The 25858-nt window shown below is 36.6% G+C and carries 18 protein-coding genes and 1 tRNA gene; 8 read left to right on the top strand and 11 right to left on the bottom strand.

Features of this window, described 5'->3' with window-relative positions:
* Nucleotides 1-15: 15 nt before the first annotated feature.
* The 4 genes from M2373_RS21410 to M2373_RS21425 all read right to left on the bottom strand — a co-directional run bounded on the left by M2373_RS21410 (nucleotide 16) and on the right by M2373_RS21425 (nucleotide 9466).
* Nucleotides 16-7014 carry a type I polyketide synthase gene (locus M2373_RS21410; protein WP_259113372.1) on the bottom strand — a complete coding sequence of 2333 codons (6999 nt, stop codon included), beginning with the start codon at nucleotides 7012-7014 and terminating at the stop codon, nucleotides 16-18.
* A gap of 876 nt (nucleotides 7015-7890) precedes the next feature.
* Nucleotides 7891-8238, bottom strand: a complete 348-nt coding sequence (locus M2373_RS21415) for a 4Fe-4S dicluster domain-containing protein (protein WP_259113374.1) — start codon at nucleotides 8236-8238, stop codon at nucleotides 7891-7893.
* A gap of 82 nt (nucleotides 8239-8320) precedes the next feature.
* Nucleotides 8321-8818 carry a DUF2480 family protein gene (locus tag M2373_RS21420; protein ID WP_259113375.1) on the bottom strand — a complete coding sequence of 166 codons (498 nt, stop codon included), beginning with the start codon at nucleotides 8816-8818 and terminating at the stop codon, nucleotides 8321-8323.
* 21 nt (nucleotides 8819-8839) lie between these two features.
* Nucleotides 8840-9466, bottom strand: a complete 627-nt coding sequence (locus tag M2373_RS21425) for a superoxide dismutase (protein WP_259113377.1) — start codon at nucleotides 9464-9466, stop codon at nucleotides 8840-8842.
* Between the two features lie 190 nt (nucleotides 9467-9656).
* Here M2373_RS21425 and M2373_RS21430 point away from each other — a divergent pair, with 190 nt between their 5' ends.
* The 4 genes from M2373_RS21430 (at nucleotide 9657) to M2373_RS21445 (ending at nucleotide 13995) form a co-directional block, all read left to right on the top strand.
* Nucleotides 9657-10280: a metalloregulator ArsR/SmtB family transcription factor gene (locus tag M2373_RS21430; RefSeq protein WP_259113379.1), complete on the top strand. Its 624-nt coding sequence runs from the start codon at nucleotides 9657-9659 to the stop codon at nucleotides 10278-10280.
* Nucleotides 10281-10446: 166 nt separating this feature from the next.
* Complete coding sequence (locus M2373_RS21435; RefSeq protein ID WP_259113380.1) at nucleotides 10447-11397, top strand: alpha/beta fold hydrolase; 951 nt, start codon at nucleotides 10447-10449, stop codon at nucleotides 11395-11397.
* A gap of 358 nt (nucleotides 11398-11755) precedes the next feature.
* Nucleotides 11756-12967 carry a hypothetical protein gene (locus tag M2373_RS21440; RefSeq protein WP_259113382.1) on the top strand — a complete coding sequence of 404 codons (1212 nt, stop codon included), beginning with the start codon at nucleotides 11756-11758 and terminating at the stop codon, nucleotides 12965-12967.
* A gap of 68 nt (nucleotides 12968-13035) precedes the next feature.
* Nucleotides 13036-13995, top strand: coding sequence for a hypothetical protein (locus tag M2373_RS21445; protein ID WP_259113384.1), 960 nt, complete (start codon nucleotides 13036-13038; stop codon nucleotides 13993-13995).
* 37 nt (nucleotides 13996-14032) lie between these two features.
* Here the strand turns inward: M2373_RS21445 and M2373_RS21450 are convergent, their stop codons facing one another.
* Nucleotides 14033-14461 carry a hypothetical protein gene (locus M2373_RS21450; RefSeq protein WP_259113385.1) on the bottom strand — a complete coding sequence of 143 codons (429 nt, stop codon included), beginning with the start codon at nucleotides 14459-14461 and terminating at the stop codon, nucleotides 14033-14035.
* 109 nt (nucleotides 14462-14570) lie between these two features.
* Here M2373_RS21450 and M2373_RS21455 point away from each other — a divergent pair, with 109 nt between their 5' ends.
* A complete protein-coding gene (locus M2373_RS21455; protein WP_259113387.1) occupies nucleotides 14571-14858 on the top strand; it encodes a hypothetical protein in 288 nt (95 codons plus the stop codon).
* Nucleotides 14859-14864: 6 nt separating this feature from the next.
* Entirely contained in the window at nucleotides 14865-15872 is a 1008-nt protein-coding gene (locus tag M2373_RS21460) for a hypothetical protein (RefSeq protein ID WP_259113388.1), read from the top strand.
* A gap of 12 nt (nucleotides 15873-15884) precedes the next feature.
* Here M2373_RS21460 and M2373_RS21465 read toward each other — a convergent pair whose 3' ends face one another.
* A complete protein-coding gene (locus M2373_RS21465) occupies nucleotides 15885-16886 on the bottom strand; it encodes a hypothetical protein (protein WP_259113390.1) in 1002 nt (333 codons plus the stop codon).
* Nucleotides 16887-17108: 222 nt separating this feature from the next.
* Between M2373_RS21465 and M2373_RS21470 the strand changes: the two genes are divergently transcribed.
* Nucleotides 17109-18110 carry an SDR family oxidoreductase gene (locus tag M2373_RS21470; RefSeq protein ID WP_259113391.1) on the top strand — a complete coding sequence of 334 codons (1002 nt, stop codon included), beginning with the start codon at nucleotides 17109-17111 and terminating at the stop codon, nucleotides 18108-18110.
* Nucleotides 18111-18171: 61 nt separating this feature from the next.
* On the opposite strand, the gene M2373_RS21475 is transcribed toward M2373_RS21470, so the two are convergent.
* The 5 genes from M2373_RS21475 to M2373_RS21495 form a co-directional block, all read right to left on the bottom strand.
* Nucleotides 18172-18717, bottom strand: a complete 546-nt coding sequence (locus tag M2373_RS21475) for a cysteine hydrolase family protein (protein ID WP_259113393.1) — start codon at nucleotides 18715-18717, stop codon at nucleotides 18172-18174.
* A 12-nt stretch (nucleotides 18718-18729) separates the two neighbouring features.
* Nucleotides 18730-20010: an MFS transporter gene (locus tag M2373_RS21480; protein ID WP_259113394.1), complete on the bottom strand. Its 1281-nt coding sequence runs from the start codon at nucleotides 20008-20010 to the stop codon at nucleotides 18730-18732.
* Between the two features lie 54 nt (nucleotides 20011-20064).
* On the bottom strand, nucleotides 20065-20664 hold the full coding sequence (locus M2373_RS21485) for a TetR/AcrR family transcriptional regulator (RefSeq protein WP_259113396.1): 600 nt from the start codon (nucleotides 20662-20664) through the stop codon (nucleotides 20065-20067).
* 334 nt (nucleotides 20665-20998) lie between these two features.
* A complete protein-coding gene (locus tag M2373_RS21490; protein WP_259113398.1) occupies nucleotides 20999-22024 on the bottom strand; it encodes a phytase in 1026 nt (341 codons plus the stop codon).
* Nucleotides 22025-22103: 79 nt separating this feature from the next.
* Entirely contained in the window at nucleotides 22104-24914 is a 2811-nt protein-coding gene (locus M2373_RS21495; RefSeq protein WP_259113399.1) for a TonB-dependent receptor, read from the bottom strand.
* Nucleotides 24915-25624: 710 nt separating this feature from the next.
* Here M2373_RS21495 and M2373_RS21500 point away from each other — a divergent pair.
* Nucleotides 25625-25709: transfer RNA gene (locus M2373_RS21500), tRNA-Ser, on the top strand.
* Nucleotides 25710-25858 lie beyond the last annotated feature (149 nt).

The following is a 25858-nucleotide window of genomic DNA, read 5'->3' on the forward strand; positions in this document are numbered from 1 at the left end:
AATTTAAAACAGAGATTACCAGTTAGTTCCAGACATGATTAATACCTGACTTTCAGTTCCATATTTTATTTCATTCAGGAAAATTTCCTTGCCTTGTTCCAATGGAATTAAAGAAATTCCTCTTCTTTCGTATTCTGTTTCCAGGGTTGCTGAAACCATTCCGGCTCCTTTCCAAGGTCCCCAGTTGATGGAAATTACTTTTCCTTTTAATTTTTTATTCAAAGCATTCGCATAATCGTCTAAAACTGAGTTTGCGGCTGCGTAGTCGGTTTGACCTTTATTTCCGTACACCGAAGCGATACTTGAGAACAATACCACAAACTGACAATCGGTACGAAGTTGCTCTGCCAACACACGAAGTGGTTTTACTTTAGTATCGAAAACACGTCCGAAAGAACTTGTTGTTTTTTGTTTGAATAATTTATCTTCCAACAATCCGGCACCATGAATTACTCCGTCTAGACGGTTGTATTTTTCGTAAATACCGTTGATTAATTCAGACAATCCATTTTCGTCGCAAAGGTCTAATGACTGATAAACAATTGTATTTCCGAGTTGCTCCATATCACGGATGGTGCGTAGAATCTGATTGTTTTTGAAAACTTTTATCGTTTCTTTTTCGATTTCAGAGGGCGAAGTGAATGTTCCGGATTTGATAAGAGACGCTCTTATTTCTTCCTTGGTTTTCATGACTTCTAATTCTCTATTTGTTGCCTGATTTCTAGGGTCTTCGGATCTTCCCACCAAAATATACGTACAAGGATAAGCCTGTGACATATGTTTTGCGAGTTCGGACGTAATTCCCTGTGCGCCTCCAAGAACCAAAACAACAGAATCTTTATCGAGTTGAATTTGTGCTTCGCTCAGACCAGTTGACAACGGCGATGGAATAATATCCACTTTATGCCTCTGATCATTTTTGTAAATCACTTCAGAAGGTTTATCGGTTGATAAAATTTCTTTTAAAGCAATTTCTGCGATCTGCTCGATTTGTTGAGGAGAAGTTAAGCTGATCAGTCTGCAATTCGTCTGTTCAAATTCACGAGCCAGACTTTTGAAAAGTCCCGGATGTCCTTTATAATGACGTAAAAGAGTAGTGTCCGTCAATTCCTGAACATGAGCCGGAGTATCGGAGATCAAATAGATCCATTTTGCTTTATCAAGATCCATTTTTTTGATTAAATCAACGTGATCGATGATGTTGTGTTTTACAGAAGATGAGAACAGATCAAGGATAATTAATCCGTCAAAATCCGACAGATCTTTTTCGGTATCTACCAGTTCTGCAATCGCGCCATGTTTTTCAAGCTCGTTCTTGATGGCTGATGTCTGATTGCTTTCATTTTGAGTAATGGCAAAACGTTTTCCCTGTAATATTTCATTATTTTCAATTAATGAAACGTTAGTGGGAGTCAAGTCGAAACGAAGACGGGACAATTGATTTTGCTCAGGTTCTGGCGTGCTGTTTCCGCTCATTTCGTTGATCCATGAAGCCAATCCGTTTAGTGTTTTAATCGCAGCTAACTTTTCCATTAAATCATCTGCCTGTTCCATATCGCCACCGAAACCGATTTTTGTTTTAAGATCACCGATAATCTCCATACGTTTAATAGAATCGATGCTTAAATCTGCTTCTAAATCAAGGTCTAATCCTAACATTTCTTTTGGATACCCCGTTTTATCGCTTACGATATTTAAAATAGCCGTCTGAAGTTCTTCAAGAGAAAATCCGGCTTGAGCTTGAGAAGTTGAAGCCTGAGTTTCGATAACTCCAACTTTTTCTGTTGTATTTGAAACTCCTGAATATTCTGTTAACCAGGAAACTAAACCACTTAATGTTTTAATTCCGGCTAATTGTTCCATGATGGTATCTTCATTGGCATTATTTGAGGAGAAAGAACCTAATTCAGCTTTCAGCGTACCAATGATTTCAACTCTTTTAATGGAATCAATACTTAAATCTGCTTCCAAGTCCATTTCCATCCCTAACATTTCATGAGGATAGCCTGTTTTATCACTTACAACCTGCAGCAATAATGTTTTGATATCCTTTGTCGGAGCTTGTTTTACCGGTATAATAACTGTTTTTTCAGCACCGTCATTATTGGGCATTGACACAACCGGCGACTGAATATTCTGAGTTGGAATGTTTTGAATCGGAGTTTGATAAACAGGAGCTTGGTGAACTTGAGGATTCTGTCCTAGGAAGGAAAGCATCACGTCACGTTGCGCCTGAACCATCATTTTCATGCTGTTTAAGTATTCCTGAAGCATACGTTCTGCATTCGTCTGGTTTTCAGCGACAGGAGTTTGGGTATTATTGGTAAAGTTGTTCATTTGAAGTGGATTTATGATTGGTAATGCACCATTAACAGGAAGTGAACCTGTCGTTGGATGAGCTGCCTGTCCGTTTACACGCCAGATGGCAGGACTTTTCTTATACAATTCGGGTTGATCGATTTGAATTAATTTCACGTTTCGACCGTCGAAAAGTTTAGCAATATTAAAACTTCTTCCTGTTCCCAAATATTGAGCAAGTGTTGAAAGAAGATGTGTTAATTTATTAGTGTTAGTATCTTCAACAAATAAAGTTAATTGGTCTTTTTCCAGGCAAGATCTTGTTAATCCGGTCAAGACTTTTCCGGGACCAACTTCGATGAATATTCTTGCGCCATCGTTGTACATTGCCTGAAGTTCTTCCACGAATCTTACAGGCTGTACCAAATGGTCGGTTAATCTTTCTTTAATGTCAGAAACGTTTGCTGGATAGATTTCTGCTGTCGTGTTCGACCAAACCGGAATCTGCATTTCGTTGAACGGAACGTTTTCTAAAACAGTTTGATATAAACCTTTAGATTTCGCCAATAACGGACTGTGGAATGCGCAGGCAACTTCCAGTTTTTTTGCTGAAATTCTTTCCTGTTTCAACACTTCCATTAATTTGTTGATGGCTTCCGTACTTCCTGCCACCACACATTGAGTAGGAGCATTGTAATTTACGGGATAGCAACCTTCAACCTGTGCTAAAATCGGCTGTAAATTTTCTCTTGTTGAGCTCACCGCAATCATAGAACCCGGATCGCCGCCTTCAACAGAATTTAAAATAGACTGTGCTCTTTTGATACTTAAATCAACCAGTTTTTCTTCCTCGAAAACGCCTGCGAAACATAATGCCGGTAATTCTCCATAGCTGTGTCCCGCCAACATATCGGGAACGATTCCAATGGATTGTAAAAATTTAGCCAAAGCCAGATCAACGATTCCTAAAAGTGGCTGTGCTAAACGGGTATCTTTTATTGTTTCTTTTTGTTGTTTTAAATCAACTTCATTAAACGTTTTTGAAGGGAAAATAACTTTCTCCAATTCAGGATAAGAATCGATTAACTTTCGCATTTCTGGGAAGGCTACGAATAAATCACGAGCCATATTGATGCGCTGACTGCCCTGTCCAGGGAATAAAAATGCGACTTTTCCTTCTTTTTTATTAACGGTAAACGTGTCTTTGCTTTCAATTCCTGACAATGCCAGTTCGATATTCATCATTAAATGTTCGGCTGTATCGGCAACGATGCTCAACTGAACCTGTTTTTCTGAACTTGTTGCTAAACTGTAAGCAATATCTTTTAAGGCAATACTGTCATTAACTTCAAGTAAAGATTTAATCTGATTTAATTGAATTTTTGCCTCATCGTATGTATCTCCACGGAATACAAATAATTCCGAAGGCCAGGATTGCAACACCGCAGAATCGTCTTGTTTAGGATGGTTGGCAATTACCGTATGGAAATTCGTTCCTCCAAAACCAAACGCACTGATTCCCGCATAACGGTTTTCCTCGCTCCACAATCCACTTTCTGCGTAGAAAGCAAACGGACTGGTTTGAGCATTATAATAAGCATTCGGTTGCTGTAAATGAAGGGTAGGAGGTTTTACACCGTGATAAACTGCCAATGAAGCTTTAATTAAACCAGCCAATCCAGCAGCACATTTGGTATGTCCGATCTGCGTTTTAACTGAACCTAAATGCGTCTGTCCCGGCAAAGCTCCCGAACGACTGAATAAATTGGTCAATGCACTTAATTCGGTTTTGTCACCAACAACAGTTCCGGTTCCGTGCGCTTCAACCAATCCAACGGATGAAGGACTGATTCCTGCTTGAGTGTAGGCTCTTTCCAGTGCACGAACCTGTCCAATTTTTCTCGGAGCGGTCAATCCAAGGGCTTTTCCGTCACTCGAACCGCCTACGCCTTTTATTACTGAATATATTCTGTCGCCATCTTTTACAGCGTCTTCATATCTTTTTAACACTAAAATAGCAACGCCTTCACCCAAAGCAATTCCATCTGCCTCACTGTCGAAAGTCGCACATCTTCCTTTTCTGGAAAGGGCATGCGTGCTGGAAAACATCAGATAATCATTGATGCCGTTGTGTAAATCTGCACCACCTGCCAAAACCATATCTGATTTACCTAAAACCAGTTCCTGACAAGCCAGTTCAAGCGCTGCCAAAGATGAAGCGCAAGCAGCATCTACAGTATAATTTCTTCCGCCTAAATCTAAACGATTGGTAATTCTTCCCGCAATCACATTAGCTAAAATTCCGGGGAAGGAGTCTTCAGTGGTGTGAGGAAAAGCTTCCTTAACCTCTTCATGAAGTTCACCGAAAACCTGTTTGTAGAATCCTCTGAAACTGTAGCTGTTGGCCAAATCATTACCTCCTTCAGCACCGATGATAACAGAAATATTTTCTCTGTTCGTATGTTTTTCATCATAACCTGCATTTTCCATCGCGCGTTTTGCTACTAGTAAAGTCAACAATTGAGTTGGTTCAATCGCAGCCAAAGATTGTGGCGGAATTCCGAATTCTAAAGGATCAAAATCAATTTTTGGGATAAACCCGCCCCATTTCGAATGAGAAACATCGGCTTCGTTAGAATCGGGGTGATAATACAATTCTTTATTCCATCTTTCGTCCGGAACTTCGGTTACGCTGTCTTTTCCAAGAATAATATTTCTCCAGTATTCTTCCAGATTTTTAGCATCAGGGAAAATACATTCCATGCCGACAATGGCAATGTCTAAAGGCTTTTCTACGGATATTGGAGCTTCTGATAACTCAGCTTCCTGAATATATTTTTGATTATTAATACTAACGTTCTGATGCAATTCATCAAGTGTAATTACTTTATCATGCATCGTAGCCACCTGACCAATCATGTACATTCCCAAATCCAGTTGATCTTCTTTAGCAATATTCACTAACTGATCACCTTGACGTTCAACGCCTTTAGCAGCAATTCTTAATCGACCGACATTTAATTTTTCGAGTTTTTCCCAAACTTCTTTTTTATCGGTTCCGGCAGCAATTAATTTTGCTTTTTCTTCATTAAAATATTTCGCAAATGAAGTATCTAAACAACGGGTTTCGTGTCCCGGAGCAGTTTCCAATAAAACGGTTTCTTTAGCCTGTAAAGCCTGTACCTGGAATTCCTCCTGAATGGCTCCACAAGAAACGGCTTCCTGTGTGTAAAGGTAAGCTGTACCGATTAATACACCAACTTTTACACCTCTAGCTGCCAATGGAGCCGCCATAATGGAAACAAAAGCGGTTGAAAAATCATTATGAATTCCACCAGCAAAAAATACGCTGATTTTTTCAGGATGGTCTTCTTTTAAAATTCTTTCGATCTGTTTTTCCCAAAGAACCGTGCTTGAAAGTGGACCAACGTGACCACCACATTCACGGCCTTCAAATATAAAGTTGGTAGCTCCTTCCTTCAAGAAAATATCTAAAAGGGCAGGAGAAGGAACATGTAAAAATGTTTTGATTCCGGCTTTTTCAAAAACTTTGGCCTGAGCCGGTCTGCCTCCCGCGATTAAAACAACAGGTGGCTTTGCTTCTAAAATATAGGAAGTCTGTTCGTCTCTTAATTCCTGTGGCGCAAATCCTAAAATTCCGACACCCCAGGTTTTTGCTCCTGCTAAATTTTTAGTATCAAATACCAAAGATTTGGCAGCACTGCCTTTTAATAAAGATAAAGCAACGAACGGCAACGCTCCTGCTTCTGCAACGGCGTTGGCAAATGCCGGAACATCACTCACACGAGTCATCGGACCTTGTGCGATTGGATATTTTAAGCCTAAATCTTTCGCTAAAATATTTTCCTGATCAATAATCTGAATCGCTTTTGCCTGTCTTAAATGACCATACATTGCTTCTTTAAATCCAAAAACTAATTTTTTCAGATTTTTGAAATCTTCATATAAATCGATGGCTAAAGAAATGTCCTGTCCCATAGGGATATAGCTCTTGCTGATGTCAAGATCTGTAAAGTATTCCGTAAGTTTTTCGGCAGTTATATTTTCCGGTAAAATAGGAGAGTTGGGTCTCACCAATACTCTGTGATTGGCGATAATTTTTGTTTCGGTTCCATTTAATTTAGAACACAGCTCTTTTACCTCTTTTGAAACTGAACTTTCCGGGAACATAGCAAGTTGACTATCGAGTATAACGCCTGTGGCTCCCAATGCTTTCGCAGCAGCAGCAGTGTGTGGCCCTATCCCTCCCTGAACCCATACAGGAATGGTTTTAATCTCTTTAATGACGCGCTGAAACAATACAAAAGTTGATTCATAACCAACAAGTCCTCCGGCTTCGTTACCCTTGATGATAATTCCTTGCGCTCCTTCCTGTTCGGCTTTTTTTGCCTCTTCCAAACTGCTTACCTGATAAAAAATGGCAAGGTTTTTGCTGAGGTTCATGGAAATTCCAAAAGGGAGAATGACAACTTCGGCCTTTTCGGGAATTGGAAGTGATATTAATTGTTTATTGGGAATATAAATCCCATAAGACGGTATGTCTAAATTATCAATCTGATTCAGTGCTTCTTGAGCAGTTTTTTGATCATGTCCTAAGCTCAAAACGGGAAATGCGCCCGCCTGATGCAATTTGAGAAGTAGATTAACATCCGGTCTTTCAAAGGGTGTTAGTCCAATAATGGTCAAGTTTTTCATTGTGTTAATGGTTTGAATGATAGTGGAGAATTCCAATAACAAACCGCTAAACCTCTCCGGAAGAAAAGCTGTTATTTGTTAAAGTAAAAAATTAGTTGTTTTTTATTATTGGCAACAATAATGCTGATTCGATAGTGAATGATACACTATAGTGAGGTTACTCATCCTCTGCCTAATATAGGTGTTATTAGGAATAAGGCTGATGTTCGGCTTTTCAAAATTTGTTAGTCTAATAATGGTCAAGTTTTTCATTGCGTTGAAGGGTATTAGGATAGCAATAGATTAAAAATAAACTCAAAAACTTTTCAGCTTTCAACGTCTATTTATTTTCAGAATAAAAGTAGATAACTTTAGTGTATTTTTAATAATATGCTGTAATTAATAATAATTTTTTAACAAAAGAATATTAATTGTTCAAATACTATTAAAACTTAAAGTTTATAATTTTATTCTTAGGAATAAGCCGGTACAATCTGCGTTATCTTAAGTATAAATCATTATAATTAAGATAATGTTAAGCAAATATAGGAATAAAAAATAAAATACTTCAATAATAGGAGAATTGTTTTTTTAATATTACAAAAAGATAACATATCAATTAGTTATACTTAAAAATAGTTAATATACTCAAACGAAATCATAATTTTAGATGGATAGCGTTCGTTAATTTGTTAAATTTTAAGAAAATTTTAATTATATTGTATTTCTCTTAATTGTGATTTAAAGACTGTTGTTTTATGTCCTTGTTATTGAATTAATTACTAATTTATTTTGCGAATAATGTAATGAGAAGTTGTGTTTTGTATTAAAAATAAAAAAATCCTTTCAAATGGATGGAAGGATCTGTAAATTTAGCTTTTTAAGCCTAAGAAATATTTAATGATGTAGAAATTTCTGACGTTCAAACAATATATCATCGCTTTCACGATGGTCTGGATCGTCGATACAACAGTCTACAGGACAAACTGCTTTACATTGAGGTTCGTCATGAAAACCTTTGCACTCCGTACATTTTCCGGGAACGATATAGTAAACCTCATCTGATAGTGCATCATTGACTTCATCAGAATTGATAATCTTTCCATCGGGCAAAGTAATCTTTCCGGAGACTGTAGTTTTATCTTTCCAACTCCATTCGTACGCACCTTCGTAAATTGCTTTATTGGGGCATTCCGGTTCACATGCTCCGCAATTGATGCAGTCATCTGTTATTTTAATGGCCATTTTATTTTAATTTCGGGATTTAAAGAAAAGGGATTTCTTTCACAGATTTGATTCAGAAATCCCTCCGGCAGTAGTGGCTAAACTATTTTTTATAAATTACTTTCGGCATACCAATTTCTCCGTACATTAAACTTTTAACCCAGGGTTTCAATAGAAATGATGCTAAAAGATAAAGGGCAGGTGTGATTTCAGATCTGGCTTTAACAACGACTTTCTGATCCTTATACTGCTTCCAGTCTGCATTTTGAAGATTTTGTTTCCAAAGGTCAAGTCTCATTGTTTCCGGACCTGAAAAATCAATATGAGCTGCATGCGGATGTAGTTTTTCTGCCAGCAGCATGTAGGCCCAGGAAGGAATAATTGCATCAGCAGAGCAGGTTACAGCAACTGTTTTTTCTTTGTATTCAGTAAAATCCAGTGCTGAAACAGATTCCCTGAACGGTTTCTCTTTAACAATCATTCCCAGAAACAGAAGGTCTTTGATGTCGAAGGTTGCAATTTCTGTCAAAGGTTTATAGTCTAAAAGATCAATAGCAATAATTCCTGATGTTTTGGCTTTATTAATGAAAAGATTCTCCATGATTGAAACTGTAAGTGTTTGTTATTTAATTTTAGAAAGAGCTTCTTCATATTTTTTTTCTACGGACGACCAGTCAAGAACAGACCAGAACGCATCAAGATAATCTGCTCTTTTATTTTGATAATTCAAATAATAAGCATGTTCCCAAACATCTATTCCAAGAATCGGAAAACCTCTGTTAGTCAATTGGGTATCCATCATTGGGTTGTCCTGATTAGCCGTAGAACTTATCATTAAGGATCCATTGAATTTCACAGAAAGCCAAACCCAGCCGGATCCAAACTGACCAAGTCCGTTTTTTTTCATTTCTGTTTTTAATTGATCAAGGCTTCCAAATGCTGTAATCACTTTTTCAGAAAGTTTTCCTTCAGGTTTTAATTGGGGAGCTGGAGAAAGAATTTCCCAGAATAAGGAATGGTTGTAATGCCCGCCGCTGTTATTTCTTATCGCCGGACCATATTCACTTATTTTCTGAAGCATTGTTTCAAGATCGGGTATCGGCTCATTTATTTTCTCCAGGGCTGTGTTAAGATGATCAACATACGCCTGATGATGACGTTGATGATGGATCTCCATTGTTTCTTTATCTAAAAAAGGTTCAAGGGCATCATATGTATAAGAAAGCTGAGGTAATTTAAATGGACTCATTGTTTTATTTTTATAAGTATGAAGCAAAGGTAAAAATAAATTTCAATAAAACAACTTTTTAGTTGTTTTATGTTTTATACAAGTATTTAATTTAAACGTTTGATATTTATATATTTAAATGTAATGGTGGCACATTATAGAAAATGACTATATTTGTTGTTGGAAAATAAAACAACTAAATTATTGTCAAATGAAGAAGTCTGCTGCTGAGCGCATTCTGATGTTTTTGAAGATGAGAGGAGAAGCAACATCACTATTAATCTCTGAAGAACTTGCCATCACCAAAGAAGGCGCGAGAAAACATTTGCTGAATCTTGCCCAGGAAGATTTAATAAGGTCTGTCATCAAAAGCGAGGGAGTAGGAAGGCCGTCGACCTATTATGTTTTGACTGAGAAAGGGCTGGCGCAGTTTCCTGATACGCATGCAGATATTACGGTTCAGCTTTTGAGGTCGGTGAAAAATCTTTTAGGAGAAAATGCATTAGATCTGCTCATCAATGATCGGGAAAAAAATACCTACCAGCGATATGAAAAAGCACTTTCTGAGGCAAAAAATCTGGAACAGCGTCTAGAAATTCTGTCTAAAATCCGAAGTGAAGAAGGCTATATGGCAGAATGGAAGAAAGAAGGCAAAGAATATCTCCTTATTGAAAATCATTGTCCGATTTGTGCTGCAGCTGCAGAATGCCAGGGGTTTTGTCGTGCTGAGTTGTCTAATTTTCAAGCGCTGATTGGCTCAGAATATAAAGTAGACAGAATACAGCATATCCTCTCCGGAGGTAGCAGATGTGTTTACAAAGTGAGTCGAATCTAATCTAATTTTTTAAACCTATTTTTAATCCTCGTCGTTTTTCATATTATTTTTTAAGCTACCTCTTGTCCGGCTGACCTTTAAAAATGTCTGGTTAAGGTACTTTCCGAATGCCCTGCTTTCTTTCGCACCGTATGTTTGCATCATAATCATACAAAAATAAACTACAATGAAAGCAATCAGAACAACTTCAATGGCAGGTGTTTTATGTTTAACACTTCTTACATCAACACTTGCAATGTCCTGCAGAGAGGAAAGTGAAATAACGTCTATCCAGGGTACACAGACTGATAATCACCAAAATGCCAAAACCAGATTTATAAATGTAAAAGGCAATGCATTTGCCTACAGAGTTTTGGGTAAAGACGGAGGTATTCCTTTGGTTTTACTGCCGGGGCTGGGTGGCTCGATGGATGATTGGGATCCAGCTGTTACAGATGGTCTGGCAAAAAAATATAAGGTCATCCTGTTTGATAATAAAGGAGTGGCTGCTTCAAAAGGTGTTACCCCGAATACGGTACAGGCTATGGCGGATGATGCTATAGATTTTATAGAAGCTCTGAATCTGAATAAAATAAATATCATGGGATTTTCTATGGGAGGGTTTGTTGCTCAGAGAGTGGTATTAACGAAGCCTGCCTTAATTAATAAAATTATTTTAACAGGAACCGGGCCACAAGGCGCTATCGGATTGTCTAATCTCCCGAATATTATTGCCGGAACTGCCGGATTGAGCCCTGAAGCCTCTTTTCTTAAATTCGGATTTACGGAATCGGCGGCGAGTATTGCAGCCGGAAAAGCTTCCTATGCAAGAATTCAGCTTCGTACAACAGACCGAGATCTTCCTTTAAGCGATGCAACATCTGCTTCTCAGTTTACAGCAGTTTTGAGCTGGTCACAAGCCAATCCCAATGCTCTGACCGAAATAAAAAATATTAAAAATCCCGTCCTTATCGTTCATGGTCAGAATGATCTTCCGGTATCTGTTCAGAATGCTCAGAACATGCTGCAAAATTTAGATCATGCAGAATTATTGGTTTTTCCGGATTCGGGTCATGCCTCATTTTTCCAGAATCATGATGCATTCGTTTCAAGAGCTTCCGAGTTTTTAAATAAATAATTTCGGTTGGGAGGATAGTTAATTTGGCTGGATGTTCGAGGCTGGAAGATGGAAGTTTATTTCCGATGTTTAATATAAATTTAAAATGGATTTGACAGAAAAAAAATAATTAATTTTTATGATTTATTATCTTCCATCTTCTAGCTTTCATCTTTCATCTTCCAGTTTTATTGTATTGTTTATCAGTTAGGTATAAGTACGTAATTTTTATTTTGGTACTTTTTACGCAGAAAATATCCCTTGTATTGTGATTACATTTGTAATGTTCATTCATAGAAGCTTCATCCCCGATTTGAACAGTGGCGAATTCCGAAAAGCCAATATTGAAAAGAGTAGGAGACCAAAAAACTAATAACACATGTCACAATTACAAGAAACAACGCTTACTGAAGCACAGGCAGTACAGGATGCAATGCAAACCTTAACACAACAATGGTATAATGCCCTGGTTACAGGATTATCGTTAAGCCCGAACAACTTTCAGCTTTATCAGGGAACTCAGCCTGTAGGAACAACATCAGAATGGCTTTGGAAAATTTTAGATGCGATCCCTCCGAAGTCTATCAATAATAGCTACGACCCAACTCAGTCAAATAATTTTTCACAGAATTATCAGGCTGTTATTGCGAATTTAAAACCAATCACTGATAATAGTTTCCAAGCGTGTATGGGAGATTATTATTCAAACTGGTTGAATTATATCCAGTCAGATAAATGTCCGTCTAATATCTTTGACAGTCCGGATGCCATGACGGCAGCATTTAAGAAATGGGCATTCATCTATGCTCCGTCACAAATGGATTGCAGTGCTTCTCTTATTCAATCATTCTATAATGATGTAGTGACAATCGCTAATAATATGTTTGCTTCTGCGCAGAAAGCAGGAAAAGGATACGCTTACAATACAACGATTGCAGATCTTAACAGCGCGATTCAGTCTGCTCCTGCAAAAAGTTTTGGTATGAGCAGTGATACAGAATCTCGTGATGTATCTCATACGTGGGCAGAAGGCAGTACTTCTGTATTATTTGATATCTTCTCTTTCGGAGGCGGTGCCAGCTATGACAGTCTTAGCGAGCAGGCTACCTCAGCAGGAGTAAGTATTGACGCTAAGTTTCAGCATGTATTGACATTGCCGGGAGCACCTTTGGCAAAAACGTCTACAGATCCGATCTTAGGGCAATATACACCTTGGTATAACAGTGCGGCATTTTCAAGAGCATTCGGAACACAGGATAATACGGTATGGAAAAACGGAGTTCCATCCTGGGCAACGACTTTCGGACCTAACGGAAATATGCAGCGTGCAGCTACAGCATTGGTAATCGTAGATGGCATTGATATTACGATGACTTCCAATACAAGCTATTCTTCAAGTGATCAGGAGGTGATCCGTGCGAGAGCAAGTGCAGGTTTCTGGCCATTTTTCAGTGCCAACGGTTCCGGAGGTTCAGAAACATCTGTGAGTTTCTCAGATTCTGGAGCAATGACGGTACATATTACGTCTCCTGCAGGAAATCCTCAATTATTAGGGGTGCTGGTTTCAAATATGAAAGATATTTTAGGATAACATATCGTACCCGGAGAGACCTTCTTTCCGGGTATTTTTTTAATCATTAAAATTTTAAATAGTATTTTATGGATCCTATACAGTTTTCTATTCCTATTCGACCTTATTCTGTTCTCAAATCGGCAGATAATTCTCAAGAGCAGTTATCATTTGACTTTCAGTTACTGGAAGGAGTGCATACGGTCAATACTTCATATATTCCGGTTGTAAGCCTGCTTAAAAACGGTAATGATACAAACTTACAGCTTCAGTTAGCTTTTACTTATGATTACAATGCTGAAGAGAAAATGATCACCATTTCCAGTCCTGAAGAAGGATCTGAAGATTCCATGCATCTGGTTTCGGCCTCTCAGGATCACACTTCACATCATTTATTATTTGCTTCTGAGATTCCGGAAAAAATATTTAAGTTTAATATTAACTCAGACCTACCCTTGCTTTCAGAGCAGGAGGACACCTTCAAAATGTTAGTACAGACAGCCTATGAGGAGCTGTTCAATACACTTAAAAATGTGGAAGGACTTTCCATCCGTGTTAAAACTCCGCCTCCGGTTTTAAGTTCTGAACTGGAAAATGAATTATTATTGGTGTATAAAGATCAGGAATTGGCAGGATTGTTTGATCCCAACGTAAATTATGGAAAAAATTATACTGTAAAAAGTATAAGATCAGTCTGGGGAGGGAAGGTTACTTTTGCTGTGAATGCAGATTTTGCCAATGTCATAGGAAGTACATATGACCCGAAAATTGATGGCAGTTCTTGGATTAAATTGTGGGAAAGCAGTTTTGGAGCAGCTACAGTGTGCAGTTCTTATAACTTTGCAGGAAATTATCCGGGTAAATTTACCTGTAATGACAGTCTGGTGGGCGGTCATATCATTAAAGGTAAAGCCGCTTCGGCAGTTCCCAAAGGATCAAATGATGTGTACATCATCCCGATTTGTAAAGCGCATAATAACAATAACAGCATCTATATGGAAGCTATAAAGTATCAGGGCGCGGTCTGGCTTAAAAATTTTATGAATTAAAACATAAAAACTTTCAGAAGTACTGAAAGTTTTTTTATTAGCAGTCATTCATTTCGTAATTGACCTGATCATATTTTTCTTCGTAAGACTGTATGGTTTTAGTGTTGGTCGGAACTTTTTTAAGATTTACATTTAGTTTTTTATTTCCGTCCGGCGATATCCAGTAACCGCTGAGGTTTTCACCATTTCTTTTTACACTGATAATTCCCGTAATTCCGCCTTCCACCATTACCAGTTTATTTTCTTCATCATCAGAGATCTCAAGGTACAGCCAGTTGCTTACATTATCATATTTATACATACCACTGTAATGAGTGGTCGGACATCCTGAAATTTCTTCTATAAGGTATAATGTTACGGGATATTTATCAATTTTTCCTTTGTAGAGGTGCTTTTTTACTTCCTGAGCTGACATATTTCCAAAGAAAAAGATCATTATTAAAAACGGTAGAATTTTAATTTTCATATTTATTTTTTAGCTTTAAAATTATAAAGAAAATCATTTAAACGAACGGGAATGATAAAAAGAAATAGAAAATATTGTCTTTTATTGTAGATTTGAAGAAAGTTTTACCATGAAAAATAATCCTTTTATTACAGTCATTCTCCTTTTTGCTGTACAGATAATGGCTTATGTGTATATCGATTATATGAATTTTCAGAGCTTTAATAAAGGAGATCTCGGATTTATTTTATTCTGCTTTACAATACCGGTGATTTGCCTGTTCATGCTGTTATTTCTTAAAAATTCCCGTTACAGAAAATCATTTAGAAATTTTTCAATTTTTCTAATGATTGCGGCTATTATTGTATTTGCTGCTTTGTCTTATTTATCGGCACTGGGAAAAGCGTATCAACACTAATATCATATGAAAAAGATCAACTTAAATCACTTTAATCTTTTGCTTTCAGGAATTTTTGTTCTTTTGATCATACTTTATTTTGCAGCAAGGATTAAAAATCAGGAATATGCTAAAATAAATTGGACTGCTGAAATTCGCAGCGCATCAGAAACAACTTTTGATAAAGCTAATATGGTTAAAGTGATCGATGCTGTTTTCTATAATACAACCAATAATTCGACCACTCAGACTGGATTTGAAATACCGGATATGATTGATGCCGAAAACCAGGATTTTGTTACTTTTAATCATACAACAAACCTGCTCCCGGACTCATTATCGTTAACCTATTTTTCTGTAGATGAAAAGAAATTTTATAAGCTTATCTCCAAACTTCCTTATGAAGTATTGAAAAAATACAGCGGAAATAAAATGAGTGAATCTGTTGTTTTAATAGAGATTCATCCACACTGGAAAATTGTATTGAAGACCAGTCACTCTGATGAAAATAATAATAAACCGGTGTATCTTGCTACTTTTACGGCCAAGGAAACAAATGGAAATTTAAATAAGCTGATTTATAAAAAATCTTTGGAAAACGAATATAATAACTTTAAGTATATCAGAAATATTAATGATTTTGCAGAGGTGCTGAAAAATAAATATTACTGGACAGTGAGTGTACAGATGGAGGATAAGAATGATGAACTGAAGAAAATATCTGCCAATGCTTATGATGAAAAACTAATAGAAATTTCCCGGGAATCTGATAAGCCTAGAAGTTATCACATCCCCAAAAGAATTTCAATAGACTGGGGAAGTAAACAGGAATATGGCATAGAATATTCTTTTGATGCTGATGAAATTCTGAATGCCTTCCGAAAATTGAGTCAGTCCGGAGGTTTTATTGAGCCTATGGAAATTATTTTTAAACTAAAGAAAAATGAACCGGCCCAATGTGAGATTTCCAAGGATGGAATTGTTATTCCTTTAAAAGATCTGTATCCTGATCTGCCCGTAAAATATTCCAATTAGGGCACTCGAGATTTATTTTATAAAAATAATCTTATCCAGATCCAGTTCGTAAGAAGACTGATCTTCGTAGGTGATCTGTAAGGTGTTGGTTTTGGTAAACTGTATTTCTTTATTGCAGAAACCCGTACAACTTTCAACAATGACCGGAAAATAAAGTTTTTTCTTTTTATCATAAGCTAAAATATCTCCTCTGAAATAAGAAATGACAGCAAAATTATTATTTTCAATCTTGGTAGGTGTTCCAGCGGCTATTTTAAATAAATCTTCCTTGTAATACGTAGAAGTTATACGATCCAATGCTCCCATATTTTCCGCTCCGAAATGAGAATCCTGTTGATTGTCTTTTTGCCATTTTTCAGCATAATTTTTATAATGGTCTGGGTGTTCTTCCTTTTTGGAAGGTTGACAGATTAATCTTGAATTTTTAACAAATTTCTGAAGAGCATTGTAAATAGGAATATTATGTTGGAGTTTTTTGTTGTTTACAAAATTGCCTTTGATACAATTATCTATTTCTGAAGGATATCCGGAATACAGAAGCTCGTAGTTCTCATCGATATTTTTCATATTGATCATCCAGAACTGCACGGTTTGCTCAGGTACCGCCGTGCCCATGAATGAAGTATTTGCAGAAATAAAAAAATACTCTTTTCCGCCTACTGTTTCGGTTTTCATATTTGAACTGTCAATATCAAGATACGACCAGGAATTTTCACTGAGCTTAATTTCTTTTATTTTGGAAAATCGGCTGTTTTCATATACATATTCTTCAGCACTTAGAATATTTAAAGTATCAGAATAAAAGTATTTTCCACGGTGTTCTTTGCTTTTGACCCAGACTCTGAAGAATCCATTTTCGTTTTTATGTAAAAATATGCTGTTTTTAGATAAGCTGTCGGGGATTTGAACATTTTCGGTAGCTATTTTTGTTTTAGTCTTTTCAAAATTATTTTTTTCCTTTTTGCAGGAAATCAAAAGACAGAGCAGTAAAAAAAGAAAAGGATTAATTTTCATAAATAAGTGTTGGATATAGGGTAAAAATAAGAAATTTAGTTAATGAATTTGATTAAATTTTTATATTGAGCTCAACATCATTTTAGGAAATTATATGGAATAGCCCCAAACAGTTTTTGTTTTAAGTTTTTTAATGTTTTCTGGATTTAGAGATAATTATTTTATCTTTTATGGCATGATAATAGGTTGATTTTATGTATTCAACCAAAAATAGATCACAAAATGAAATCAAATGATACTTTACAGAAAAGTCTTAAAGGAAAAACAGTTGTCATTACCGGAGGAAGCAGTGGGGTAGGTAGGGCTGTTGCTGAAGCTTTTGCTTTAGAAGGATGTAATATTGTCGTTGCTGCCAGAGGGAAAGAAGCATTAGACGATACGGTGCAGTTATGCAGAGACCTGGATGTGGCGGCTATGGCTGTTCCTACTGATGTATCTATTGCTTCAGATGTTCAGAATCTGGCGAATAAAGCACTGCAGTTTAACGGGAGAATTGATATCTGGGTCAATAATGCAGGGGTAATGGCAAGTGGAAAGTTTGAAGAAATCCCGATGGAGCTTAACGAACAGGTGATCAAAACGAATCTGTTTGGCTATATGCATGGTGCTTACAGTGTATTACCTATTTTCAAAAAGCAGAATGAAGGTATATTAATTAATAATGTTTCGATTGGTGGTTTTATGCCGGCTCCTTATAGTGCTGTGTATTCATCTACAAAATTTGGAATCCGGGGAATGATGGAATGTCTGCATGGTGAAATTTCCGATTTCCCGGAAGTTCATATCTGTAATCTTTATCCTCAGATTCAAAGGTCAACGGGAAATATGCATTCAGCAAAATATTCGGGATTGGATTTTAAAATTCCTCCTTTTGCAGCAGATCCCAGAGATACGGCGGCGAAAATCGTTGAACTGGCCAAAAAGCCACAGAAAGATCTGTTCCCTGATTTCACATCATTATTTATTAAAAATATATATGGATTATTTCCCAAACCAATCATCAATACTGCCTCTGCAGCGATGAGGCTGGTTATGAAAGTTAAAAATGCCCCTTCCGATTCCGGAAATGTTTTACAGCCTTCTTCGGAACCTCACCGGATTTATGGAGAAACAATACTTCCCGTTCCATCCAGAAAAACAAAAATGGCAATGTTGGCAGGGCTTGGATTGGGACTTGCATATGTATTGCTGAAAATGACATCTTCAAATAAAAATGAGTCGTAAAAAAGTTTCGGGCAAATCGAAGATTTGCCCGAAACTTTTTTTTATCCCTATGGAAGACCGTTTACATTTCCCATTCATTCAGCGAAATAACTTCTGCCTGCTTTGGAAAGATTTTTTTCATTAAAATATCATGAACTTCATCGTCTGTATCTATACAGCAATCAGAAATTACCGTTAGTGCGAAATCTTTATCGGCAGCCTCTCTTAATGTAGATAATACAATTCCGCTTGTCGCAATTCCTGTCAGGATAAGATGCTGAATGTTCTGTGCACGGAGAACAACTTCAAGATCACTTCCTGTAAAAGCACTTACTCTTCGTTTTGTAACGATAATATCCTCTTTTTCAGGATGTAGATCAGGATGTATGGTTGGCCAGTCTGCTAAATCAATACCTTTTAAATGCTCTTTGAAAGCTGAAAATGTCTTATTGTTTTCAGAAATTTCAGGTACTCCGTTTCTAAAACCAAGAACCACAAAAATTACGGGGATTTGCTTTTTACGGGCGGTTTTAATTGCTTTTGCAACGTTGTTGATTAATTCTGCAGAATCGGGGATCATGCTTAAAATTGATAACTGCATATCCATGACTAACAATGCTTTTTTCATTTTTAATTGTATTTAAATTTTATTGATAAATTGTTCTTCTGATTCTTCTAATAATTGTTCGTTAACAGGGTTTGGACTGTTCTTTTTTAATAATAAATTTCTAAAAACAAGGGCGATTAAAACTCCTGCGATTCCTTCAAATAGTAATGTTTTTGGAGCTCCGATTTTTTCGGATATAAATCCTATGAAAAGACTTCCCAATGGTAGCATTCCAAAAATGGCGGTCAGTAAAATACTGATGGCTCTGGAACGCATTTCCGGAATAACCTCCGACTGTACAATAATATTGCAGGTTGTAAATTGAGTGACAGCACCAAATCCTGTGACTGTAGCAAAAAACATTGACAGATAAAAATTAGTGGTGTATGAGAAACAAATCAGACCAATGCTTAAAATAATGGTACTTATAATAAGAATATTTCTCATAGAAGTTCCTTTTTTTAATGAGGCTAAAAGTATAGTTCCCATAACAGCTCCGGCACCTATAAAACTGGAAATATAACCAAAAGTGGTTGCATCTCCGTTGAAGATTTCCTTTGCATAAACAGGGATAAGGGTATCATAAGGTAAAATCAGCAGCCCTGTAATGCTTAACATGATGATGACCAGGCTGATCGACGGTTGTTTTCTGATGTATTGGAAACCTTCAGCGAGTTCTGTAAAAGTTCCTTTTTTATTTGATTTTTTGGGGATAATTTTCACTTTCATCATGGAGATAGAAACCATGACTGCTGCAAAACTTGCCGCATTGATCAGAAAGCAGGTTCCGGCGCCAAACTTCTGCAGAATAATCCCGGAAAGAGCAGGACCTAATAGTTTTGCGAGACTTGCCATAGAAGCACTCATAGAAAGTGCACTCTGTAAATCTTCATCTTCAGTAACAACCTCGTTGATCATTGATTGCCGGGCCGGAACATCATAAGCATTAATAATTCCGAGAAAGACACTTAAAATCAGGAAGCTCCAGATATTCTGATGTCCCGTCATCACCAGAAATGCAAGTAATGAAGCCTGAAGTAATGATAAAATCTGCGTAATCTGTACGATTTTGTAGCGGTTATACCTGTCGGCCGCCACTCCTCCGAATGCGGAGAATAGAAATGAAGGAAACTGTTCTGCAAAAATAGTTAAGCCTAACATAAATGCAGAATGGGTCATGCTGTAGATTACCCAGACTACCGCAGTTCTCTGCATCCATGTCCCGAACTGTGAAACTGAGCGTCCAAAAAAATACAAAGTGTAGTTTGTACTTCTAAATGCCCGAAATGTACTGATGTCACTTAATTTATTCATAAAAAAGATGATTTGACAAAAAATGTAAAAATGTCAAATTTTGATTAAATTTTTTTAACGGCTATGTTTAATAACCATTGAGGTTAATGTATTCACGATCTGATGTAAGTTTTCAAAATTATTTTTTAATCCCATTTCGCGCCTGATTCCACGAATGCCGCTTTGTAAAATGAAGATAATACTCTTTTGCTCATCTATTGGAAGTTTTGAGATTTCATTAGCATCAATACCTTCTGAAAATACCTTTAGTAAAAGGTTTTTCTCAGCTTCCATCATTCTGTTGTGAGCTTCATTGATATGTTTTGACCTTTCTTCCGCATCCATTCCCGCTTCAATAGCTCTGAAAAATGAGGCTCTTTCTTCAGAAGTTTTTACTTTAGCAAGACAAAATGCGCTGATCTTACGTTCAAAAGATTGTTGTTCGGTCATTCTCATGCCAATTTCTGCAATAACTTCTTTAATTAAATTATCCAAAACTGCCTGAAAAACTTCTTCCCGATTTTTGTAATAATAGTAAATGGTTGTTCTGCTTTTCCCAATCGCTTTGGAAATATCATCCATGGTAACTTTCTTCAGACCATACTTCAAATACAGCCCTGAAGCTGTTTCCAGAATTTGTTGGGGAAGTTGATCTTGCTCAGTATTGGATGACATGAATTCAATTTGAATGCAAAATTAAATAATATCTGACATTTTAGCAAATTTTGTCGAAATGTTTTTTGGAAATTAATATTCTTTTGAAAATAACGAACGAAATTATATTAAAGTAATTTCTTTGAACTTTTAGAGCTGCTTAAATTATGACTCATAAAAATTGTATAAAGCTTCGACAAGTAGCGCAATCTGACACCACAACATCATACACTTAGTATAGGGTCTGTCAGTCGGAGCTTGTCGAAGATCAATTAATAGTATTTGAAAAGAAAAACCACTGCAGTTTTTAATCGCAATGGTTTTATAGTTGTAAAAAAGTTCAATTTATTCTGAATTACTTTATATTGGCTTTAATTCTTTCCTCAATCATTCGCCAGTCATACAAATGAAAAACTTTTCCGTTGCTCATGGCTACAAATACGCCTTTTGGAAATTGAGGTCCCAAATTTAGATTGGTTACTTCCGAACCGTCACTTTCTCTTGTTGAAACCGGAATTTCAGCAATTATTCCTTTCGCAGGATTTTCTCTGGCATAAACATTAAAAGTGTCTTTTTGCTGATTGGATACCAAAATATATCCTGTATCTGAAGAAGTAGGGTAGATTGAAATTCCTTCAACATCAGATTTAAAATCACCTTTTCCGAAAACGGCGATTTCTTCATTCCCCTTTGCCGGATCTGCATAATACTGATGCACTCCAAACTGTTCGTCTGAGTAGTAAATATATCCCATTTCATCATCTACAGCGATACTTTCAATTTCTTTTAATCCACTGTATTTTCCGAATTTTCTGACAACTTCTCCCGAAATTTTTCCGTCTTTTTCGATTAATTTATATTGCCAAAGGTAGCCGTCGCTGGGACCTGATTTTCTACCTACTATAGCATAGATTTCTCCTGTCTGAGGAACTCTGTACATCGAAATTCCCATAGGTCCGCGTTCTGTTTCACCATCGAAAACCGAAAATTCACCCACTTCTTTCAGATCAGGAAGAGAATATAATTTTACTTTGTTGGTTTCTCTCTCTGTAGCTGCTGCAATATCGATTTTTTTTCCGTTTAAAGAAAAACCATATTCAATATCAACATTGTTTGGGCGCTTTAGTCCTAATACTTTATTTACGATTTTTCCTTCCAGATTGAAAGCATACAATCCGCCGTTGGTATCTTTATCTGTTCCGATAATGATGCTTTTTGAAGCGTCTTCAGGGTTGATCCAGATAGCGGGATCATCGGTGTCATACAAAACAGTTTCCGTAACGGCAGTTGGCTTTAATTTTTTTCCTAATTGACTTTGTCCGACACAATTCACTAAGAATGGCAAAACAGATAAGGCTATGATATTATTTACTTTTTTCATTTAGATTTTAAAACTTGTTTCAATTTCTCAAATCGTTTCTGATCGGAAATTTTATTAATGCTTGGTCTGATTTTATTAATTAAAAATCAAATTTTACACCCATTGTAAATCGGGGTCTGTAATATTCTACCTGAGCAGTTCTGCTTTCGATACCCTGATAATATCTCAACGGCTGATTGGTTAAATTATTAGCTTCAGCAAAAATTCTCAACTGACTGGTAATTTTATAAGAAGCATTGGCATCAAGGAATAGCTGATTATCATAATAACGGTCTTCAAAAGCATTTCCTCCCAACTCATCAATATACCGGGCCGCATAATTCATAGAGACACGCGCCGAAAAACGTTTGTTTTCCCATGAAAGCGATCCGTTGAACATATGCGGAGCGGTACCCGGAAGTCCTACATCGGTTCTTTCAACTCCGTCTTCATTGGTGATTCCTTTTGCTTTTGACTTCGTGTAAGTATAGTTTACATATACTCCCAGACCTTTCCAGAATGCTCCGGGAATGAAGTCCAGCTGTCTCTGTAAAGCGACTTCAAAACCATAGATATCTACATTGTCACCATTTCGTTGCTGGGTAAATCTCCAGTTGTTTTCCCCGCTTGGAATAGGGTTGGCCTGACCTGCGAAATCATTGGCAAAATCAGCTGTTGAGTAATTTCTTCTGGAATAGGTGTAAATAAAATCTTTTAAATTTTTATAAAATAACCCTCCAGAAAGAATCCCTACAGATTTGAAATATTTTTCGGCCATGAAATCAAAATTGTAGGCATAAGTAGCTTTCAGGTTAGGATTTCCGGCAGAAACTATTTCGTCTGCAGAAATAACATTAAGATAAGGAACCAGTGCATAATAATTAGGACGCGCCAATGCGGTAGTAAAAGCTGCACGAAGGACCAAATTCTGAACAGGAACATATTTAAATGATAAATTCGGAAGGATATTCGTATAGGTATTGGTATTGTTGATTTTTCCTACCAGATCCTCTTCATCCATCACATAATTTCCGGTGTAATCAATTTTTGTCGTTTCAATACGGGCTCCCACGATCATAGACAGTTTATCATTGAAATCCTGATCCCAACGGATGTATCCGGCATAAATATTTTCTTTTGCACTGTAATTGCTGGACAGAAATTCTTCCGGTTTTGATTCTGAATTAAACAGATTCGGATTAAATAAATCCAGCCCTCCCAGATAAGAAGAGCTTACAAAAGTTCCGGGAACGTAATTTCCTGGCTGGAAGTTGTGACCGTCAAAGTACGTTGTAGGGACCGATAACAGGCTTCCCATATCATTAATCGGTTCAAAGGCGAAATAATCATTTTCTCTTTCCTTTGTTTTCAGGCGTAATCTTGCGCCCACACGAATTCTCCCTTTCTGATCCTGAATAACAGAAAAAGGAAAACGTACATTTACCTTGGCACCAAATTCTTTTTCCTGAGTAAAATTATTAGAATCAGAAAGATCACTGAGCTGATAGTTGCCCAAATTGTCAGTGCCTACGGTAGAAACCATTGGCTTTTTGGGATCGCTGAAGTTGGTGGTGAAATTTAAATCTTCATTCTCAAATTCTATATATCTTTCATGAGGTTTCTTTTCGCTTGCTGTTGCATAGTTCATTGCCCAGTCAAGATCAATTTTTGAACCCAGTAAATGTTCACCTCTTAACGCATAATTCTGAACTTTCTGTCTTTCAAGACGGGTATTGTCATTATTGAAGTCTCCGCCTTTATTCTGTCTTGTCATGCTGCCTTCCCAGCCTGTAATCTGGGTTTCGTCATCGCTGTATACCGGTTTTATTTTGTATCCTAAAGCATAGCGGTATTCTTTATCGTTTCTGAAATTATACATGGCAGAAGCATAGATTTTGTTTTTTGAATTGAATTCATAATCCAGATTAAGGTCAAAACTATGTCTGATACGGTGCTCATTATAATAACGGATTCCCATTTTGCTAATGTAGGCTGTCTGAGCAGCATCTTTAGCTATACTCCAGGTAGGCTCAATATTATCGGAACCAAAATTATTGTTGTTATAAGAGAAACTGAAAACAGCGCCTAACTTTTTATTTAAAAAACGGTTTCCATATACCAGGCCAGCCGTATAATTTCCTTTGTCGCGAATCGGGTTGTACCCTCCGGCTAATGTTGCAGAAATTCTCTGTCCGTTCGGTGAAGCTCTTGTGATCAGATTTACAGATCCACCGATTGCATCGGCGTCCATATCGGGAGTCAGTGTTTTGTTAACCTCAATGGTTGAGATCATATCCGAAGGAATCAGATCCATCTGAACATTACGGTTATCTCCTTCAGCAGAAGGAATTCTGTCACCATTTAATGTTACCGAATTCAGATTGGGTGCTAATCCTCTGATAATAAGATTTCGGGCTTCACCCTGGTCGTTTTGGATGGTAATTCCGGGAACACGCTTTAATGCATCACCAATATTTGCATCAGGAAAACGCCCGATCTGATCGGATGAAATAACATTCGTGATATTGGCATTGCTTTTTTGCTTATTTAAAGCCCGGGCTTGATTTTTTAAAGTAGATCCTGCAACGACAACCTCCTGAATAGTAGTTTCTTTTCTTGCAAAAACAATATTCTGTTTGGTGTTTTTGTCTGATTCTACAGAAACTTCATATTCATTGGTGCCATAACCGATATAATCAATTTTCATGGTATATTTTCCTGCCGGTACATTCAGAAAAACAAAATTTCCGTGATCATCGGAAGTCGTATAGATATTTCCGGGAATCAGGGAAATTTTGGCTCCGGGTAATGCAATTCGGGAATCATCATTAATATTTCCGGAAACGGTACCTGTCTGGGCATAAAAATAAATTGACGCACAAAACAAAACAGACGTAAAAATTTTCTTCACTTTCTTTTATTAGATTTAAATTCTTACAAAATTAAACGCTAGTTTAGAAAATGACCTGAAATGAAGATTAAGCTTACTTTAAGGATTTGTTAATGAAGTGTTCTTTATTGAGAAATTATTAGATAATATGATTAGAAATTTTTTTGAATAACCTTTTTAATTTTATTATCAGGTTTATAATAGACTCCGAAGTTTTTATAGCGCCAAAATTCTAATCTGGAATCTGAAAAGAGTGTGTCTTTTTTGTGAATTAACACGTACTCATAATAACTGTCATCGGGCTCTATATTACTTTGTGTTAAAATAATTTTTTTTTGAATGAGTAAGATTTGATTTTTTAAAGTCAACGACTTCACATTAACATTTTTAATATACAGATTATTTTTATTGAAAAATGCTTTTAAGCAGCCTCCACAAATACCACCATCATCGACTTTTGAAGTGTCATTATGATATATTTTTATTGTTCTGCCTGAACAAGAGGCTAAAAATAGTGCGAATAATGTAATAATACTGAATTTTATCTTGTTGATGTTGATTTTTTTTATAGTTCTCATTCTGTTGAATCTGAAATAATTAAAAGACTGATGTAATTAAAAAACAGTATCAAAAATAATTTTTTATTTAATATCTATAAAAATAATTTTGTTGGAAACAAAAAATATTTCTATATTTGCACCACTGAAAACAACGATGTCATCGGGGTTTAAGGAGAGTTGGCAGAGTGGTCGATTGCGGCAGTCTTGAAAACTGTTGACTGTAACAGGTCCGGGGGTTCGAATCCCTCACTCTCCGCTGGTTGAGAAACTAAAATAAGCTAAAACGCTGTAAACATCAATGTTTACAGCGTTTTTTGTTTTAGCGCTGGTATCAAAAAAAATCAAAATAGGTCACGATATTTATGACCTTTTTATGACCTATCTTAAAAACTTGAAAATAGGTCA

The organism is Chryseobacterium sp. JUb7 (genome assembly GCF_024806495.1).
Taxonomy (GTDB): Bacteria; Bacteroidota; Bacteroidia; order Flavobacteriales; family Weeksellaceae; genus Chryseobacterium.

Bases quoted from the DNA above. Each gene is read 5' to 3' on its own strand.
- M2373_RS21450 (WP_259113385.1), bottom strand. From the start codon at position 14,461: ATGAAAATTAAAATTCTACCGTTTTTAATAATGATCTTTTTCTTTGGA.
- M2373_RS21470 (WP_259113391.1), top strand. From the start codon at position 17,109: ATGAAATCAAATGATACTTTACAGAAAAGTCTTAAAGGAAAAACAGTT.
- M2373_RS21465 (WP_259113390.1), bottom strand. From the start codon at position 16,886: ATGAAAATTAATCCTTTTCTTTTTTTACTGCTCTGTCTTTTGATTTCC.
- M2373_RS21415 (WP_259113374.1), bottom strand. From the start codon at position 8,238: ATGGCCATTAAAATAACAGATGACTGCATCAATTGCGGAGCATGTGAA.
- M2373_RS21490 (WP_259113398.1), bottom strand. From the start codon at position 22,024: ATGAAAAAAGTAAATAATATCATAGCCTTATCTGTTTTGCCATTCTTA.
- M2373_RS21485 (WP_259113396.1), bottom strand. From the start codon at position 20,664: ATGTCATCCAATACTGAGCAAGATCAACTTCCCCAACAAATTCTGGAA.
- M2373_RS21440 (WP_259113382.1), top strand. From the start codon at position 11,756: ATGTCACAATTACAAGAAACAACGCTTACTGAAGCACAGGCAGTACAG.
- M2373_RS21435 (WP_259113380.1), top strand. From the start codon at position 10,447: ATGAAAGCAATCAGAACAACTTCAATGGCAGGTGTTTTATGTTTAACA.
- M2373_RS21480 (WP_259113394.1), bottom strand. From the start codon at position 20,010: ATGAATAAATTAAGTGACATCAGTACATTTCGGGCATTTAGAAGTACA.
- M2373_RS21430 (WP_259113379.1), top strand. From the start codon at position 9,657: ATGAAGAAGTCTGCTGCTGAGCGCATTCTGATGTTTTTGAAGATGAGA.
- M2373_RS21420 (WP_259113375.1), bottom strand. From the start codon at position 8,818: ATGGAGAATCTTTTCATTAATAAAGCCAAAACATCAGGAATTATTGCT.
- M2373_RS21455 (WP_259113387.1), top strand. From the start codon at position 14,571: ATGAAAAATAATCCTTTTATTACAGTCATTCTCCTTTTTGCTGTACAG.
- M2373_RS21475 (WP_259113393.1), bottom strand. From the start codon at position 18,717: ATGAAAAAAGCATTGTTAGTCATGGATATGCAGTTATCAATTTTAAGC.
- M2373_RS21410 (WP_259113372.1), bottom strand. From the start codon at position 7,014: ATGAAAAACTTGACCATTATTGGACTAACACCCTTTGAAAGACCGGAT.
- M2373_RS21445 (WP_259113384.1), top strand. From the start codon at position 13,036: ATGGATCCTATACAGTTTTCTATTCCTATTCGACCTTATTCTGTTCTC.
- M2373_RS21425 (WP_259113377.1), bottom strand. From the start codon at position 9,466: ATGAGTCCATTTAAATTACCTCAGCTTTCTTATACATATGATGCCCTT.
- M2373_RS21460 (WP_259113388.1), top strand. From the start codon at position 14,865: ATGAAAAAGATCAACTTAAATCACTTTAATCTTTTGCTTTCAGGAATT.